A 13,419-nucleotide genomic window follows, 5' to 3' on the forward strand; every position below is an offset into this window, starting at 1 on the left:
AAGACGCCAAGTCCGAAGACTCAAGCCCGACGATCCACCGTCCGACGACGCATCGCCCGACCGATTAGTTGAGGGCCGTACTCCGGTCACTCACCACCGACGCTTCCTTTTGCATCACCGACCTCACCGACCCCTTTTTCCGTCACGAAGTCCCGAAGTGGGTACCCCCATGTCCGAAACAGCCTTCAAGGCTCCCGGCGCCGTTGAGCAGAGCGGCGACGCCAACCGCTGGAAAGCGCTCATCTTCATCGCGCTCGCCCAGCTGATGGTCGTCCTCGACGCGACCATCGTGAACATCGCCCTGCCCTCCGCCCAGACCGACCTGGGCATATCCGACGGCAACCGCCAGTGGGTCGTCACGGCCTACGCCCTCGCCTTCGGCGGTCTGCTCCTGTTCGGCGGCCGGATCGCCGACCTGTGGGGCCGTAAGCGGGCCTTCGTCGTAGGCCTGACCGGCTTCGCCGCCGCCTCCGCGCTCGGTGGCGCGGCGACCAGCGGCGCGATGATGTTCGGCGCCCGCGCCCTCCAGGGCGTCTTCGGCGCCATGCTCGCCCCGGCCGCGCTCTCCCTGCTCGCCGTGATGTTCACGGACGCCAAGGAGCGCGCCAAGGCCTTCGGCATCTACGGCGCGATCGCCGGTGGCGGCGGCGCCGTCGGCTTCATCCTCGGTGGTGTGCTCACCGAGTACCTGGACTGGCGCTGGACGTTCTTCGTGAACATCCCGTTCGCCGTGGTCGCCGCGCTCGGCGCGTACTTCGTCATCCGCGAGCCGGAGGGCGGCCGCAACCGCAACCCGCTCGACATCCCCGGCGTGCTCCTGTCCACCCTCGGCCTGGTCTCCCTGGTGTACGGCTTCACCCGCGCCGAGTCCGACGGCTGGGGCCACGCCACCACCATCGGCCTGTTCGTCGCCTCCGCGGTGCTGCTGATCGCGTTCGTCGTCACCGAGACCCGGGTCAAGGCCCCGCTGCTGCCCCTGCGCGTGGTCCTCGACCGCAACCGCGGCGGAATCTACCTCTCCCTGGGTATCGCGGTCATCGCGATGTTCGGCACCTTCCTCTTCCTGACCTACTACCTGCAGGTCATCAAGGGCTTCTCGCCGATCAAGACCGGCTTCGCCTTCCTGCCGATGATCGCGGGCATGATGGTCGGCTCCACCCAGATCGGCACCCGCCTGATGACCAGGGTCCCGGCCCGCCTGCTGATGGGCCCCGGCTTCCTGGTCGCCGCCGTCGGCATGCTGCTGATGACCCGTCTGGAGATCGGCTCGTCGTACGCCTCGACGGTCCTGCCGTCGATGCTGCTGCTCGGCCTCGGCATGGGTACGGCGTTCATGCCGGCCATGTCCCTGGCCACCCTGGGCGTCGAGCCCCGGGACGCCGGTGTCGCCTCCGCGATGGTCAACACCTCGCAGCAGGTGGGTGGCGCGATCGGCACGGCCCTGCTGAACACGATCGCCGCCTCCGCGACGACCTCGTACATCAAGGACCACATCGCCACTGCCGCGACGAAGCCGCAGCAGCAGCTGGTCCAGCTCGAGGGCATGGTGCACGGCTACACCAACGCGATCTGGTTCGCCGTCGGCATGCTGGTGCTCGCCTCGGTGATCGTCGTGGCCTTCGTCAACGCCGGCACCCCGGGCAGCGCCCCGGTCGCCTCCGGCGAGGGCGTCGAGGACGAGGTGGCGGTGCCGGTCATCGCCCACTGAGGCCGATGGCGTAACGGCGTACCCCTTCGGACCCGCCGTACGTACGAGGACGGGGAAACCCCGTACGCACGGCGCCCAGGACCGGCCCCGGCTCCGCGAGTGAGCGGCTCAGCGGAGCCAGGGCAGGTCCGCACCCGCTTCGTCCGGCTGCAGACCCTCGGCGACGATCTCCATGATCTCGCCGAGGGTCTTCTGCTGTTCCGGGCTGAGCCGGTCGAACAGTGCCTGGCGGACGGCGCCCACATGGCCCGGCGCGGCGCGCCGCAGCACCTCGGTGCCGGCCTCGGTGAGCACCGCGAACTGGCCCCGCTTGTCGGAGGGGCAGTCCTCCCGGGACACCCAGCCGTTCCGCTCCAGGCGGGTGATCGCGTGCGAGAGGCGGGACCGGGTGATCTTCGCCTTCTTGGCCAGCTCGGTCATCCGCAGCCGACGGCGCGGGGCCTCGGAGAGCTGGACGAGGAGGCCGTAGTAGATGTGTGGCATGCCCGCGTCGCGCTGCAGCTGACGGTCGAGGTGGTCTTCGAGCAGCGTGGCGGCGTGCATGAACGAACGCCAGACGCGCTGCTCCTCGTCGGTGAGCCAGCGGACGTGCGCGGCGGATTCGGATGCCGTGTTCATGCGGTCCACTGTACGAGCCATCTCCTTGAAAGTTGAACAAGCGGGGCGTACTCTGTTGCGCAGGAAAGCTTGAGAGTTAAAGCAGTTGCATCAGCCAGAGCAAAGCAGTCGGAGCAACGGGTCTGTGGGATCCACCGGAGGGAGCCGCCGTCATGTCCGCCGCCGCCCAGGAGCGCATGCCCGCCCTCTATCTCAGCCACGGTGCCCCGCCACTCGCCGACGACCCGATCTGGCCCGGCCAGCTCGCCGCCTGGTCCGCGGACCTGCCCCGCCCCAAGGCGATCCTCATGGTCTCCGCCCACTGGGAGGAGGCACCCCTCGCCATCGGTGCCACGCAGACCGTCCCCCTCGTGTACGACTTCTGGGGTTTCCCCGAGCACTACTACCGGGTGAAGTACGGGGCTCCCGGCGCGCCTGAGCTCGCCGAGTCGGTACGGAAGCTGCTGCGCGCCCCCGGCATGCCCGTCCAGGACATCCCGGACCGCGGCCTCGACCACGGCGCGTACGTCCCGCTGGTGGAGATGTTCCCCGAGGCCGACATCCCTGTCCTGCAGATCTCCATGCCGACCCTCGACCCGGTCAGGCTGATGGAGATCGGCCGCAGGATCGCCCCGCTGCGCGACGAGGGTGTGCTGATCGTCGGCTCGGGCTTCTTCACCCACAACCTGGCCGCGCTGCGGCACACGGGAGGCGGTGTGCCCAGCTGGTCCTCCGAGTTCGACGACTGGGGCCGGCGCGCCCTGGAGACCCACGACTGGGACGCCCTGCTGGACTTCCTCGACAAGGCCCCGGCCGGCCGGTACGCCCACCCGCGCACCGAGCACTTCGCGCCGCTCTTCGTCACCATGGGCGCGGCGGAGGCCGGCGGTGAGCCGACCGCCCAGAAGTCGGTGATCGACGGGTTCTGGATGGGGATGGCGAAGCGGTCGGTGCAGTTCGGCTGATCCTTTCCGGGGTCAGGTCGCTGATTCCTCCCGGGGGCAGAGGTCCCTCCCGGGGGGCACAGGTTCCTCCCCGGGTCACAGGTCCTTCTCGTACCAGGCCACGTCCCAGTACCGGCCGAACTTCCGGCCCACCTCCCGGTACGTGCCGACGTACCGGAACCCGAAGCGTTCGTGCAGCCGCGTGGACGCTTCGTTGGGCTGGGCGATGCCGGCGTACGCGCGGTGCAGGTCCTCGTCGGCCAGGGCCTCGAAGAGGGCCTTGTAGAGGAGCGTGCCGACGCCGCGCCGTCCGGCGTGCGGGGCGACGTAGACCGTGGCCTCCACGGAGGTGGAGTAGGCGGGCTTCGGCCGGTAAGGGCTGGATGTGGCGTAGCCCAGAATCTCCTGTGAGTCCGCGTCCACGGCAACCATCAGCCGGTACGGGCCGTCTTCCGGGTGGGAGATCAGCCAAGGGCGTCGCTCTTCCGGCGTGAAGACCGCGGTGTCGAAGGTGATGGGGCTCTCGCGCACGTAGTGGTTGTAGATGTTCGTGAGGGCTTCGAGGTCGTTCTCGACTCCTGGCCTGACCTGCACCTCTGCATGTACCGACGGCATCTCGCCTCCCATGTGGTGCCGCAGGGTACTGCATGATCAGAAAAATTGCGGGACGCGTTGGGAATTCTGTCCTGATTCCAGTCGTTGTTTCCATCGGATGCAGGGCACCCGAGGACAGTCCCAAGGAGTTCTCGGAGCGCCGGGCGTCCAGGACCACCCGCTGACCCACCATCGCAAGGGAGCACGCATGGCAACCCGTGCCGTCGCCCGTCGTAAGTCCGCCACCGGCGAGACGCCCGACGCGGCAAGCAGTGTTCGCACCCATGGCGGCGAGATCGCCGACCGCGACCTGGTCGGCATGTATCTCGACGAGATCGCGCGGACACCGCTGCTCGACGCCGCCAAAGAAGTCGAGCTGTCCCAGACCATAGAGGCGGGTGTTTTCGCGCGACAGGTCCTCGACGGGTACGAGGAGTCCGCCACGGACGCCAGCCGCGAGGAACTCGAGGCACTGGTCGCCGCGGGGGAGCACGCCAAGGACATCTTCATCCGCTCCAACCTCCGGCTGGTCGTGGCGGTGGCCCGGCGCTACCCGCGCAGCGGCCTGCCCCTGCTCGACCTGGTCCAGGAGGGCAACGCGGGCCTGGTGCGCGCGGTCGAGAAGTTCGACTACCGCAAGGGCTTCAAGTTCTCGACGTACGCCACCTGGTGGATCCGTCAGGCGATCACCCGCTCCATCGCGGACCAGTCCCGCACGATCCGGCTGCCCGTCCACCTGGTCGAGGAGCTCGGCCGGATCCGGCGCGTGCAGCGCGAGTTCAACCGTGAGCACGGGCGCGAGCCGGAGCCCGCGGAGATCGCCGCGGAGCTCGGTTCCACGCCGGAGCGCGTCACCGACGTGCTCGACTGGGCCCGTGACCCGGTCTCGCTGAACATGGCGGTGGACGACGAGGGCGAGACCCAGTTCGGTGACCTGCTGGAGGACACCTCGGCGGTCTCCCCCGAGCAGTCGGTGCTCACGCTCCTGCGCAGCGAGGAACTCGACGACCTCATCGGCCGCCTCGACCAGCGCACGGCCTCCATCATCAAGATGCGGTACGGCATCGAGGACGGCCGGGAGCGCACGCTGACCGAGGTCGGCAAGGAGCACGGCCTGACGCGCGAACGCATCCGCCAGATCGAGAAGCACGCGCTGCTCGAACTGAAGAAGCTGGCGCGCGACACCGGGTTCGACGCGGCGGCGTAAGCGGGGCAAACGGCACCGGCGCTCACCGGAGCGGAACGCGTGGGGGCGCGTGTGGTTCGACGGGCGCCGAGTGACGTACGGCCACTGTCGCCCGCGTACGCCGGGTGGCGCAAGACAGCGCAAACATGGCTCTGTACCGCCGCTTCAACTCGCGGGGCCCCGGGAACAACCCTTCAGGGCCCAGGAGTTCGAGGTCCGGGACCGGACCGTACTCGCACGCCCTTATGACAACCCTGAGCCACGTCCCGTCGCAATTCCCCCCCGGCGCCGGGACCTTCACAGAGCCGGGCTTCGGCGCCACTCCCCCCGGGTGCCGGAGCTCGGCTCTTCTTCCTGCCCGGACACGCTCTTCTTCATGCCCGGACACGTCGGAGTTCGTATGTCCGGACACCTTGCCGTTCTCATGTCCGGACGCCTTGGCTTTCCATGTCCGGACACGTGGGAGTGGCGGGTCACCCCGTACCTGAACCCCGGGGTGGCCCGCCGAATGGCAGATTCTGCCACATGGGCATACCCTGCCGCCGTGAGCGCCCCCAACCCCGCCGGCAACACCCCAGGTAAGCCCTTTCCCCCCGTCCCTCCCGCGTCCCTGACGGAGCGCCGCAAGGCGGAAACCCGGATGGAGATCGCCCGGGCGGCGGCCGCGCTCTTCGTCGGCCAAGGCCTGCGTGCCACCCGCGCCGAGGACATCGCCCAGGCCGCGGGAGTCGCCCCGCGCACCTTCTACCGCTACTTCGCCACCAAGGAGGAGGCGGTGGCCCCCCTCTACGCGGCGGGCGCCCAGCTTTGGGTGGAAGCGGTCCGCGCGGCCCCCGCCGCGCTGTCGGTACCGGAGGTCCTGGAGCACGCGGTGCGCCACACCCTGACTCCCGGCGCCTGCGTCTCCGCCGCCTCCTGGGAATGGGTGCGCACCCTCGTCCGCCTGGCCCGCACGAGCCCCGCGCTGGGCAAGGTGTGGGGGGAGGTGTGCCTGGCGTCGGAGCAGACCCTGGCGGAGGTCCTGGCGGAGCGGACGGCCCCCGCCGAGGTGGCCGACAATGTTGCCGACGCGGCCGCGCACACCCTCGAACTCCGCTTCACCGCCGCGGTCGTCGGCGCCGTCGTACGTGTGGCGGTCGAGTCCTGGGCCGGGACGCCCGCCCCGCCCTCGGGCCCGGAGGGCCCCGCGGCGCTGGCCCTGCGCAACCTCGGGGCGCTGCGGGACTTTCCCTGGGGGGAGGGGAGGAGGGGCGGGTAGGGGACGCCGTACGACCGCTCAAGTGCCCCCGGCCCGGCTCGGCTTCTGCCGGACCCGGCCTCCGCCCGATTCAACCGCGCGCCCGATTCAACCGCGCGCCCGACTCAACCGCCCGCCCGACTCAACCGCCCGCCCAACTCCCGTACGCACTCGACGAGTTCCGCGGGCTCCCGGACGACGAAATCGACCCCGGCCATCGCCAGGCGGATCGCGAGCCACTCCACGGGATCCCCGGTGGCGCCCCGCACGACGCAGCCCCGCTCGCCGTCCGGCTCCGGCGTGCCGAGCCACCCGGGCAGCCGCGCGGCGACGACGTCCGCCGGAGCGGCGAAGGCGACCGTGAACTCGTATGTCTCCTGCCGCCGTTGGATGGACCGCCGCAGGTATTCCGCCGCGCTTCCCGTCGGCAGTTCCCGCGGGGCGAACCGCGCCCCGGTGGCGAACGGATCGCTGACCCGGTCGACGCGGAACGTGCGCCAGTCGTCCCGGTCCAGGTCGTAGGCGACGAGGTACCAGCGGCGCCCCGTCGACACCAGCCGGTACGGCTCCGTCAGCCGCCGTGACTCGGTCCCGTCCCCGGCCCGGTAGGCGAAGCGCAACCGCTCGTGCCCGGCCACGGTGGACGCCATCACGGTCAGCGTCTCGGGCGCGATGCGCGCCCCGTCCCCGCTGGTCAGCGGCGTTGTCGCGGCCTGGAGGGTGGACACCCGGTGCCGCAGCCGCGAGGGCAGCACCTGCTCCAGCTTCGCCAGTGCCCGTACCGACGCCTCGTCGACCCCCTCCACCGCGTGCCCGGCGCCGGCCCGCAGTCCGACCGCGATGGCCACCGCCTCCTCGTCGTCGAGCACGAGCGGCGGCATCGCCTTGCCCGCGACAAGGCGGTACCCGCCGTCGGCCCCCAGGGTGGCCTGTACGGGATAACCCAGCTCACGCAGCCGGTCGATGTCCCGCCGCACCGTACGGCGGGAGACCCCGAGCCGCTCGGCGAGCTCGCCGCCGGGCCATTCGCGGGGCGTCTGGAGGAGGGAGAGGAGTTGCAGCAGCCGGGCCGGTGTGTCCGTCGTCATGTATCCGAGGATGCCGCAGAACTAGGACACGATCTGACCTAGTGAGGTCCTACCTTGAATGCATGACCTCCACCGAACCCCTTGTGGACAGCACCGACAGCACCGACAGCACCGACAGCACCGACAGCACCGACAGCACCGACAGCACCACCCCCGCGGCGGACCGGCGTCGCTGGTTCGCCCTTGCCATCGTGATGACCGCGGCCTTCATGGACCTCGTCGACGTCACGATCGTCAACATCGCGATCCCGTCGATCCAGCGGGACGCCGGCGCCTCCGTCAGCCAGATCCAGTGGATAACCGCCGGTTACGCCCTCGCCTTCGCCACCGGTCTGATCACCGGCGGACGCCTCGGCGACATCCACGGCCGCAGGCGGCTGTTCCTGCTCGGTGTCGGTGGCTTCACGGTCGCGTCGGCCCTGTGCGGCTTCGCCGCGAACCCGGAGATGCTGGTCGCCTCCCGCATCCTGCAGGGCGGGATGGCGGCGATGATGGTGCCGCAGGTCCTCTCGATCGTGCACGCCACCTTCCCGGCCCATGAGCGCGGCAAGGTCTTCGGCCTCTTCGGCGCGATCGTGGGCCTGGGCGCGGTCTCGGGCCCGCTGCTCGGCGCGCTGCTGACGGAGTGGAACCTGTTCGGCCTGGAGTGGCGCCCGATCTTCCTCATCAACCTGCCGGTCGGCATCGTGGCCTTCCTTCTGGGCCGCCGCTTCATCACGGAGTCGAAGGCGCCGAAGGCGCTGAAGCTGGACCTCGTCGGCGTCGCGCTGGTGGCGCTGGGCCTGCTGATGCTGCTCTACCCGCTTACCCGCGGCCGCGAGCTGGGCTGGCCGCTGTGGGGGTACGTCTCGATGGCGGGCTCGCTCGTCGTCTTCGCGGCGCTGGTGGCGTACGAGCGGCGCAAGGGCGCGCGGGACGGTTCCCCGCTGGTCGAGCTGTCCCTGTTCCGGGTGAAGAGCTTCGCGGCGGGCATCGCGGTGCAGACGGTGTTCGGGATCTCGCTCGGCTTCTTCTTCCTGGTGTGGACGCTGTACATGCAGTTCGGCCTCGGCTGGAGCCCGCTGCGGGCCGGTCTGACCGGGGTGCCCTTCTCGATCTCCGTCTCCGTGGCGGCCGGGATGTCGGTCCAGAAGCTGGTCCCGCGGTTCGGGCGCAAGGTGCTCCAGGCGGGCGCGCTGGTGATGGCGGCCGGTGTCCTGATCTACATGGCAGAGTCCGAGCGGTACGGCCTCGGCATCACCTCCTGGCAGATGGCGCTCCCGCTGGTCGTCATGGGTGCCGGCATGGGCCTGATCGTCGCCCCGCTGACGGACGCGGTGCTCTCCGGGGTGCCGCGCGAGCACGCCGGTTCGGCCTCCGGTCTGATCAACACCGTGCAGCAGATGGGCAACGCGCTCGGGCTCGGCCTGGTGTCGGTGGTGTTCTTCGGTGAGATCCCTGACCGGCTGACCCGGGCCCAGGTGGGACCGGCCTTCGTGCACGCCTTCCAGCACGCGCTGGGCTGGGTCGCCGCGGTGCTGGGCGTGATCTTCCTGCTGATGTTCGCGCTGCCGAAGCGGCCGGCGCAGCATCTGGAGGGCGGCGGGGACGGCGCCGACGAGCGGCTCCTGGTGGAGGCGGAGCCCGAGCTCGTGCACTGATCCCCGGCCCCGGAAGGGCCCGGCACCCGACGGTGCCGGGCCCTTCCGCATGCCCCGAGCAGCCGGAAGTTCGTGCCTGAGCAGCCGGAAGTCGGTGCCCCGGATGGGGCGGAAGTCCGTGCCTGAGCAGCTGGAAGTCCGGTCATGCCCGAATCGGGTCCGAACCTGTTTACTTTCCGGAAATCCGGGCGTAGCCTCGCAGCGAAACCACAAGTTCGGGCATCAGTCGGAGGCAAACGGACATGTACGCACCGGAGCGGCAGCAGGAGATCCTCCGGCTCGCCCGCGAGGGCGGCCGGGTGGACGTGGTGTCGCTCGCCGAGGAGTTCCAGGTGACGGCGGAAACGATTCGCCGCGACCTGAAGGCCCTCGACCGCGCCGGCCTCGTCCGCCGGGTGCACGGTGGTGCCATACCGGCCGGACGCCTCGACTTCGAGCCGGACCTCGCCGAACGCGAGTCCACCTCGACCGACGAGAAGGACCGCATCGCCAAGGCGGCCGTCACCGAGCTGCCGACCGAGGGGACGATGATCCTCGACGCCGGTACGACGATCGCCCGCCTGGCCGGGGCCATCCCCCTGGAGGCGTCGCTCACCGTCGTCACGCACAGCCTGCCGATCGCGGCCCGCCTCGCGGACCACCCGGGCATCCAGCTCCACCTCGTCGGCGGACGCGTACGCCACCGCACCCGCGCGGCCGTCGACGCCTGGGCGCTGCGCGCATACGGCGAGATCAGGGCGGACGTCCTCTTCGTGGCCGCCAACGGCTTCTCCGTCGAGCACGGTCTGACCACCCCCGACCTCGCCGAGGCCGCGGTGAAGCGCGCGGCGGTCGCCGCTGCCCGCCGCGTGGTGCTGCTCGCCGACTCCGTCAAGCACGGCCAGGAGCACTTCGCCCGCTTCGGCGACCTGAGCGACGTGGACCTGCTGATCACCGACAGCGGGCTGAGCCCCGAGGACGCCGCCGCCATCGAGCGCGGCGGCACGGAAGTAGTACGCGCATGATCGTCACCGTCACCCCCAACCCGTCCCTGGACCGCACCTACGAGGTTCCCTCGCTGGAGCGCGGCGAGGTCATCCGTGCCACCGGCGAGCGCATGGACCCCGGCGGCAAGGGCGTCAACGTCTCGCGCGCCGTCGCGGCCGCCGGACGGCGCACGGTCGCCGTTCTGCCCCTGGGTGGCGCGCCGGGCGCGCTCATCGCCGAGCTGCTCGACGCGCAGGGCATCGAGGTCGCGCCCGTGCCGATCGCCGGAGCCACTCGCTCGAACATCGCGCTCGCGGAGGCGGACGGGGTGCTCACCAAGATCAACGCGCCGGGGCCCGAGCTGTCGGGGGCCGAGCAGGAGCTGCTGCTGGACACGGTGCGGGCGCAGTCGGCCGGTGCCGACTGGATCGCCTGCTGCGGGAGCCTGCCGAGGGGGCTCACGCCGGCCTGGTACGCCGACCTGGTCGCGCGGGCGCACGCCGCGGGCGTACGTATCGCGCTGGACACCTCCGGGCCCGCGCTCCTGGAGGCGCTTCGGGAGCGTCCCGACGTGGTGAAGCCGAACGCCGAGGAGCTCGCGGAGGCCGTCGGGCGCCCCCTGGCGACCGTGGGCGACGCGGTGAAGGCGGCCGAGGAACTGCGCGAGATGGGTGCGCGTGCCGTGCTCGCGAGCCTGGGCGCCGACGGTCAGCTGCTCGTGGACGACGCGGGCGCCTGGTTCGGCAGCGCGCACGTGGACGTCGTACGCAGCAACGTCGGAGCGGGCGACTCCTCCCTCGCCGGCTTCCTGATCGCGGGCGGCGGCGGGCCCGAGGCGCTCGCCTCCGCCGTCGCGCACGGCGCGGCCGCCGTCCAGCTGCCCGGCAGCGTGATGCCCACGCCGGCCGATCTGGACCCGGCGGCGGTGACGGTGACGGCGGAGGTCCCGGTGGACCGCGAACTGACGGAGCCCGTGTCATGAACGTCCGTACGACCGTGCCGTCGACCGCGCTCGTGCCTGCCCCGGCGCCCGCGCCCCATAGTCCGGCCATGAAGCGGCGAGGCTCCCCGTTACTCGCCGCGGCCGTGGACCGACAGGGCTCTCCAAGCCGTCCTGCCGGTCCGAGGAGGCGGGGTCTCCCCGGCCCCGCCTCCGCCCACCCCGCCCCCCACAGCACCCCCGTCCCCACCCTCGCCCACCCCACTCCCCGGGCGATACGCGTGCATAGGAGCCCGCGATGAGCGACATGATCACCGCGGACCTGGTCGATCTCGACCTGTCCGCCGATACCAAGGAAGCGGCGGCGCGTGCCCTCGCCGAGCGCATGGTGACCTTGGGCCGGGTGACCGACCTGGAGGGCTTCCTCGCCGATGTGGCCGCCCGGGAGGCGCAGATGCCGACCGGCCTGGACGGCGGTATCGGCATCCCGCACTGCCGCAGCGAGCACGTCACCGAGCCGACGCTCGCCTTCGGGCGCAGCGCCGCCGGCGTCGACTTCGGTGCGGCGGACGGCCCCGCCGACCTCATCTTCCTGATCGCGGCCCCGGCCGGTGCCGACGACGCCCATCTGACGATCCTGTCGTCGCTGGCCCGGCAGCTGATGAACGCCGAGTTCACCTCCGCGCTGCGGTCGGTGGGCGACGCGGCTGCGGCGGCCGCGCTGATCCGCGGAGACGGGGCGAGCACCGCGCCGGCTGCCACCAAGGGTGCGACTGCGGGCGCCCACGGCGCTTCTGACGGCGCGAAGAGCGCCGCGAGCGCCTCCGAAAACTCCGCTGCGGCGCCGGCGGCGGCCTCCGCCGACGCCGCGGCGGGCAGCACGGCGCAGGGCGCCGCTTCCGGCGCGGGCGAGCGTCCGTTCCGTATCGTCGCCGTCACCTCCTGCCCGACCGGCATCGCGCACACCTACATGGCGGCCGAGTCGCTGGAGAGCGCGGGCCGCGAGGCGGGCGTCGAGGTCCTCGTCGAGACGCAGGGCTCGGCCGGCTTCACCCGGCTCGACCCGGCCGTGATCGCGGCGGCGGACGGCGTGATCTTCGCGCACGACGTACCGGTCCGGGACAAGGACCGCTTCGCCGGGAAGCCCACGGTCGACGTCGGCGTGAAGGCGGGCATCAACCGCCCCGCCGAGCTGATAGCCGAGGTCCGCGGCAAGGCGGAGCGCGGCGAGGTGACGGCGGCGGCCACCTCCGGCGGCACGCCGGTCGAGCGCGCGGGCGACTCCACCGAGGGCTACGGCACCAAGCTCCGCAAGTGGCTGATGTCCGGCGTGAGCTACATGGTCCCGTTCGTCGCGGCGGGCGGTCTGCTGATCGCCCTCGGCTTCGCGATCGGCGGCTACAAGATCAACAAGGCGCCGTCGGTGATGGACCACTTCGTGTGGACCCAGGGCGACAGCTGGGCCGCGCTGCTCTTCCAGATCGGCGTGGTGTCCTTCGGCTTCCTGGTCCCGGTGCTGGCCGGCTACATCGCGTACGGCATGGCGGACCGGCCCGGTCTGGTTCCCGGTTTCGTGGGCGGCATGATCGCGTCCACGATCAACGCGGGCTTCCTCGGCGGCCTGGCGGCCGGTCTGATCGCCGGTGGTGTCGTGCTCGCGATCCAGAAGGTCGACATCCCACCGGCGCTGCGCGGCATCATGCCGGTGGTGGTGATCCCCCTGATCTCCTCGGCGATCGTCGGATTCCTGATGTTCGTCGTGATCGGCAAGCCCATCGCCTCCGCCCAGAAGGGCATGACCGACTGGCTGAACGGCCTCTCCGGCACCAACGCCGTCCTGCTCGGCACGCTGCTCGGCCTGATGATGTGCTTCGACCTCGGCGGCCCCGTCAACAAGGTCGCGTACACCTTCGCCACCGCCGGCATCGCGGTCTCCAACCCGAGCGACTCCGCGATGAAGATCATGGCCGCGGTGATGGCGGCCGGCATGGTCCCGCCGCTGGCGATGGCCCTGGCCACCACCGTGCGCGGCAAGCTCTTCACCACGACCGAGCGTGAGAACGGCAAGGCCGCCTGGGTCCTGGGCGCCTCCTTCATCTCGGAGGGCGCGATCCCGTTCGCGGCCGCGGACCCGCTGCGCGTCATCCCCTCCTCGATGGCCGGCGGCGCGGTCACCGGCGCCCTGTCGATGGCCTTCGGCGCCACCCTGCGCGCCCCGCACGGCGGCATCTTCGTGGTCCCGCTGATCGGCAACCCGTTCCTCTACCTGGTCGCCATCGCGGCGGGCGTGGGTGTCACGACGGCGCTGGTGGTCATCCTGAAGGGCATGCGCAAGCAGGCTCCGGAGGCCACGGCCGGCGGGGAGACGGCGAACCCGGCGGCGACGGCGGAGGCGAAGCAGCCGGTCGCGGCGTAACCGTCCGCCACCCTTGCCCCTTTGGGATGCTGTGAGTTGTTCACGGCACCTGCGAGATACGTCACGGTCCGGGACCAAAGTCCCGGACCGTGGTGTCTACTGG

General features: G+C 71.2%; 11 protein-coding genes. 8 read left to right on the forward strand and 3 right to left on the reverse strand.

Annotated features, from left to right (window positions below; all coding sequences use genetic code 11):
- Positions 1-169: 169 nt before the first annotated feature.
- Positions 170-1,708, forward strand: coding sequence for an MFS transporter (locus ACIPSA_RS16775; protein WP_402634813.1), 1,539 nt, complete (start codon positions 170-172; stop codon positions 1,706-1,708).
- A gap of 108 nt (positions 1,709-1,816) precedes the next feature.
- Here the strand turns inward: ACIPSA_RS16775 and ACIPSA_RS16780 are convergent, their stop codons facing one another.
- Positions 1,817-2,326 (reverse strand): MarR family winged helix-turn-helix transcriptional regulator, encoded by a 510-nt coding sequence (locus ACIPSA_RS16780; RefSeq protein ID WP_402634815.1) that lies wholly within the window; start codon positions 2,324-2,326, stop codon positions 1,817-1,819.
- A 152-nt stretch (positions 2,327-2,478) separates the two neighbouring features.
- On the opposite strand from ACIPSA_RS16780, the gene ACIPSA_RS16785 reads away from it, so the two are divergent.
- Positions 2,479-3,270, forward strand: coding sequence for a dioxygenase (locus ACIPSA_RS16785; RefSeq protein WP_402634818.1), 792 nt, complete (start codon positions 2,479-2,481; stop codon positions 3,268-3,270).
- Positions 3,271-3,345: 75 nt separating this feature from the next.
- Here ACIPSA_RS16785 and ACIPSA_RS16790 read toward each other — a convergent pair whose 3' ends face one another.
- The gene (locus tag ACIPSA_RS16790) at positions 3,346-3,864 is read right to left on the reverse strand and encodes a GNAT family N-acetyltransferase (protein ID WP_402634820.1); all 519 of its coding nucleotides are present in this window, start codon (positions 3,862-3,864) and stop codon (positions 3,346-3,348) included.
- A gap of 187 nt (positions 3,865-4,051) precedes the next feature.
- Here ACIPSA_RS16790 and ACIPSA_RS16795 point away from each other — a divergent pair, with 187 nt between their 5' ends.
- Together ACIPSA_RS16795 and ACIPSA_RS16800 are read left to right on the forward strand one after the other, a co-directional pair.
- Positions 4,052-5,050 carry an RNA polymerase sigma factor RpoD/SigA gene (locus ACIPSA_RS16795; RefSeq protein WP_402634822.1) on the forward strand — a complete coding sequence of 333 codons (999 nt, stop codon included), beginning with the start codon at positions 4,052-4,054 and terminating at the stop codon, positions 5,048-5,050.
- A 523-nt stretch (positions 5,051-5,573) separates the two neighbouring features.
- On the forward strand, positions 5,574-6,287 hold the full coding sequence (locus ACIPSA_RS16800; RefSeq protein WP_402634825.1) for a TetR/AcrR family transcriptional regulator: 714 nt from the start codon (positions 5,574-5,576) through the stop codon (positions 6,285-6,287).
- Between the two features lie 104 nt (positions 6,288-6,391).
- Here ACIPSA_RS16800 and ACIPSA_RS16805 read toward each other — a convergent pair whose 3' ends face one another.
- Positions 6,392-7,354 (reverse strand): helix-turn-helix transcriptional regulator, encoded by a 963-nt coding sequence (locus ACIPSA_RS16805; protein ID WP_402634828.1) that lies wholly within the window; start codon positions 7,352-7,354, stop codon positions 6,392-6,394.
- A gap of 194 nt (positions 7,355-7,548) precedes the next feature.
- Here ACIPSA_RS16805 and ACIPSA_RS16810 point away from each other — a divergent pair, with 194 nt between their 5' ends.
- The 4 genes from ACIPSA_RS16810 to ACIPSA_RS16825 all read left to right on the forward strand — a co-directional run bounded on the left by ACIPSA_RS16810 (position 7,549) and on the right by ACIPSA_RS16825 (position 13,316).
- Positions 7,549-8,994 (forward strand): MFS transporter, encoded by a 1,446-nt coding sequence (locus ACIPSA_RS16810; protein WP_402635432.1) that lies wholly within the window; start codon positions 7,549-7,551, stop codon positions 8,992-8,994.
- A 242-nt stretch (positions 8,995-9,236) separates the two neighbouring features.
- Complete coding sequence (locus ACIPSA_RS16815; protein ID WP_402634830.1) at positions 9,237-9,998, forward strand: DeoR/GlpR family DNA-binding transcription regulator; 762 nt, start codon at positions 9,237-9,239, stop codon at positions 9,996-9,998.
- Positions 9,995-10,942 (forward strand): 1-phosphofructokinase, encoded by a 948-nt coding sequence (gene pfkB, locus ACIPSA_RS16820; protein WP_402634832.1) that lies wholly within the window; start codon positions 9,995-9,997, stop codon positions 10,940-10,942. Before ACIPSA_RS16815 ends, pfkB begins: the two co-directional genes overlap by 4 nt.
- A 256-nt stretch (positions 10,943-11,198) precedes the next feature.
- Complete coding sequence (locus tag ACIPSA_RS16825) at positions 11,199-13,316, forward strand: fructose-specific PTS transporter subunit EIIC (RefSeq protein ID WP_402634834.1); 2,118 nt, start codon at positions 11,199-11,201, stop codon at positions 13,314-13,316.
- Positions 13,317-13,419 lie beyond the last annotated feature (103 nt).

The organism is Streptomyces sp. NPDC086549, assembly GCF_044746205.1.
GTDB lineage: Bacteria > Actinomycetota > Actinomycetes > Streptomycetales > Streptomycetaceae > Streptomyces.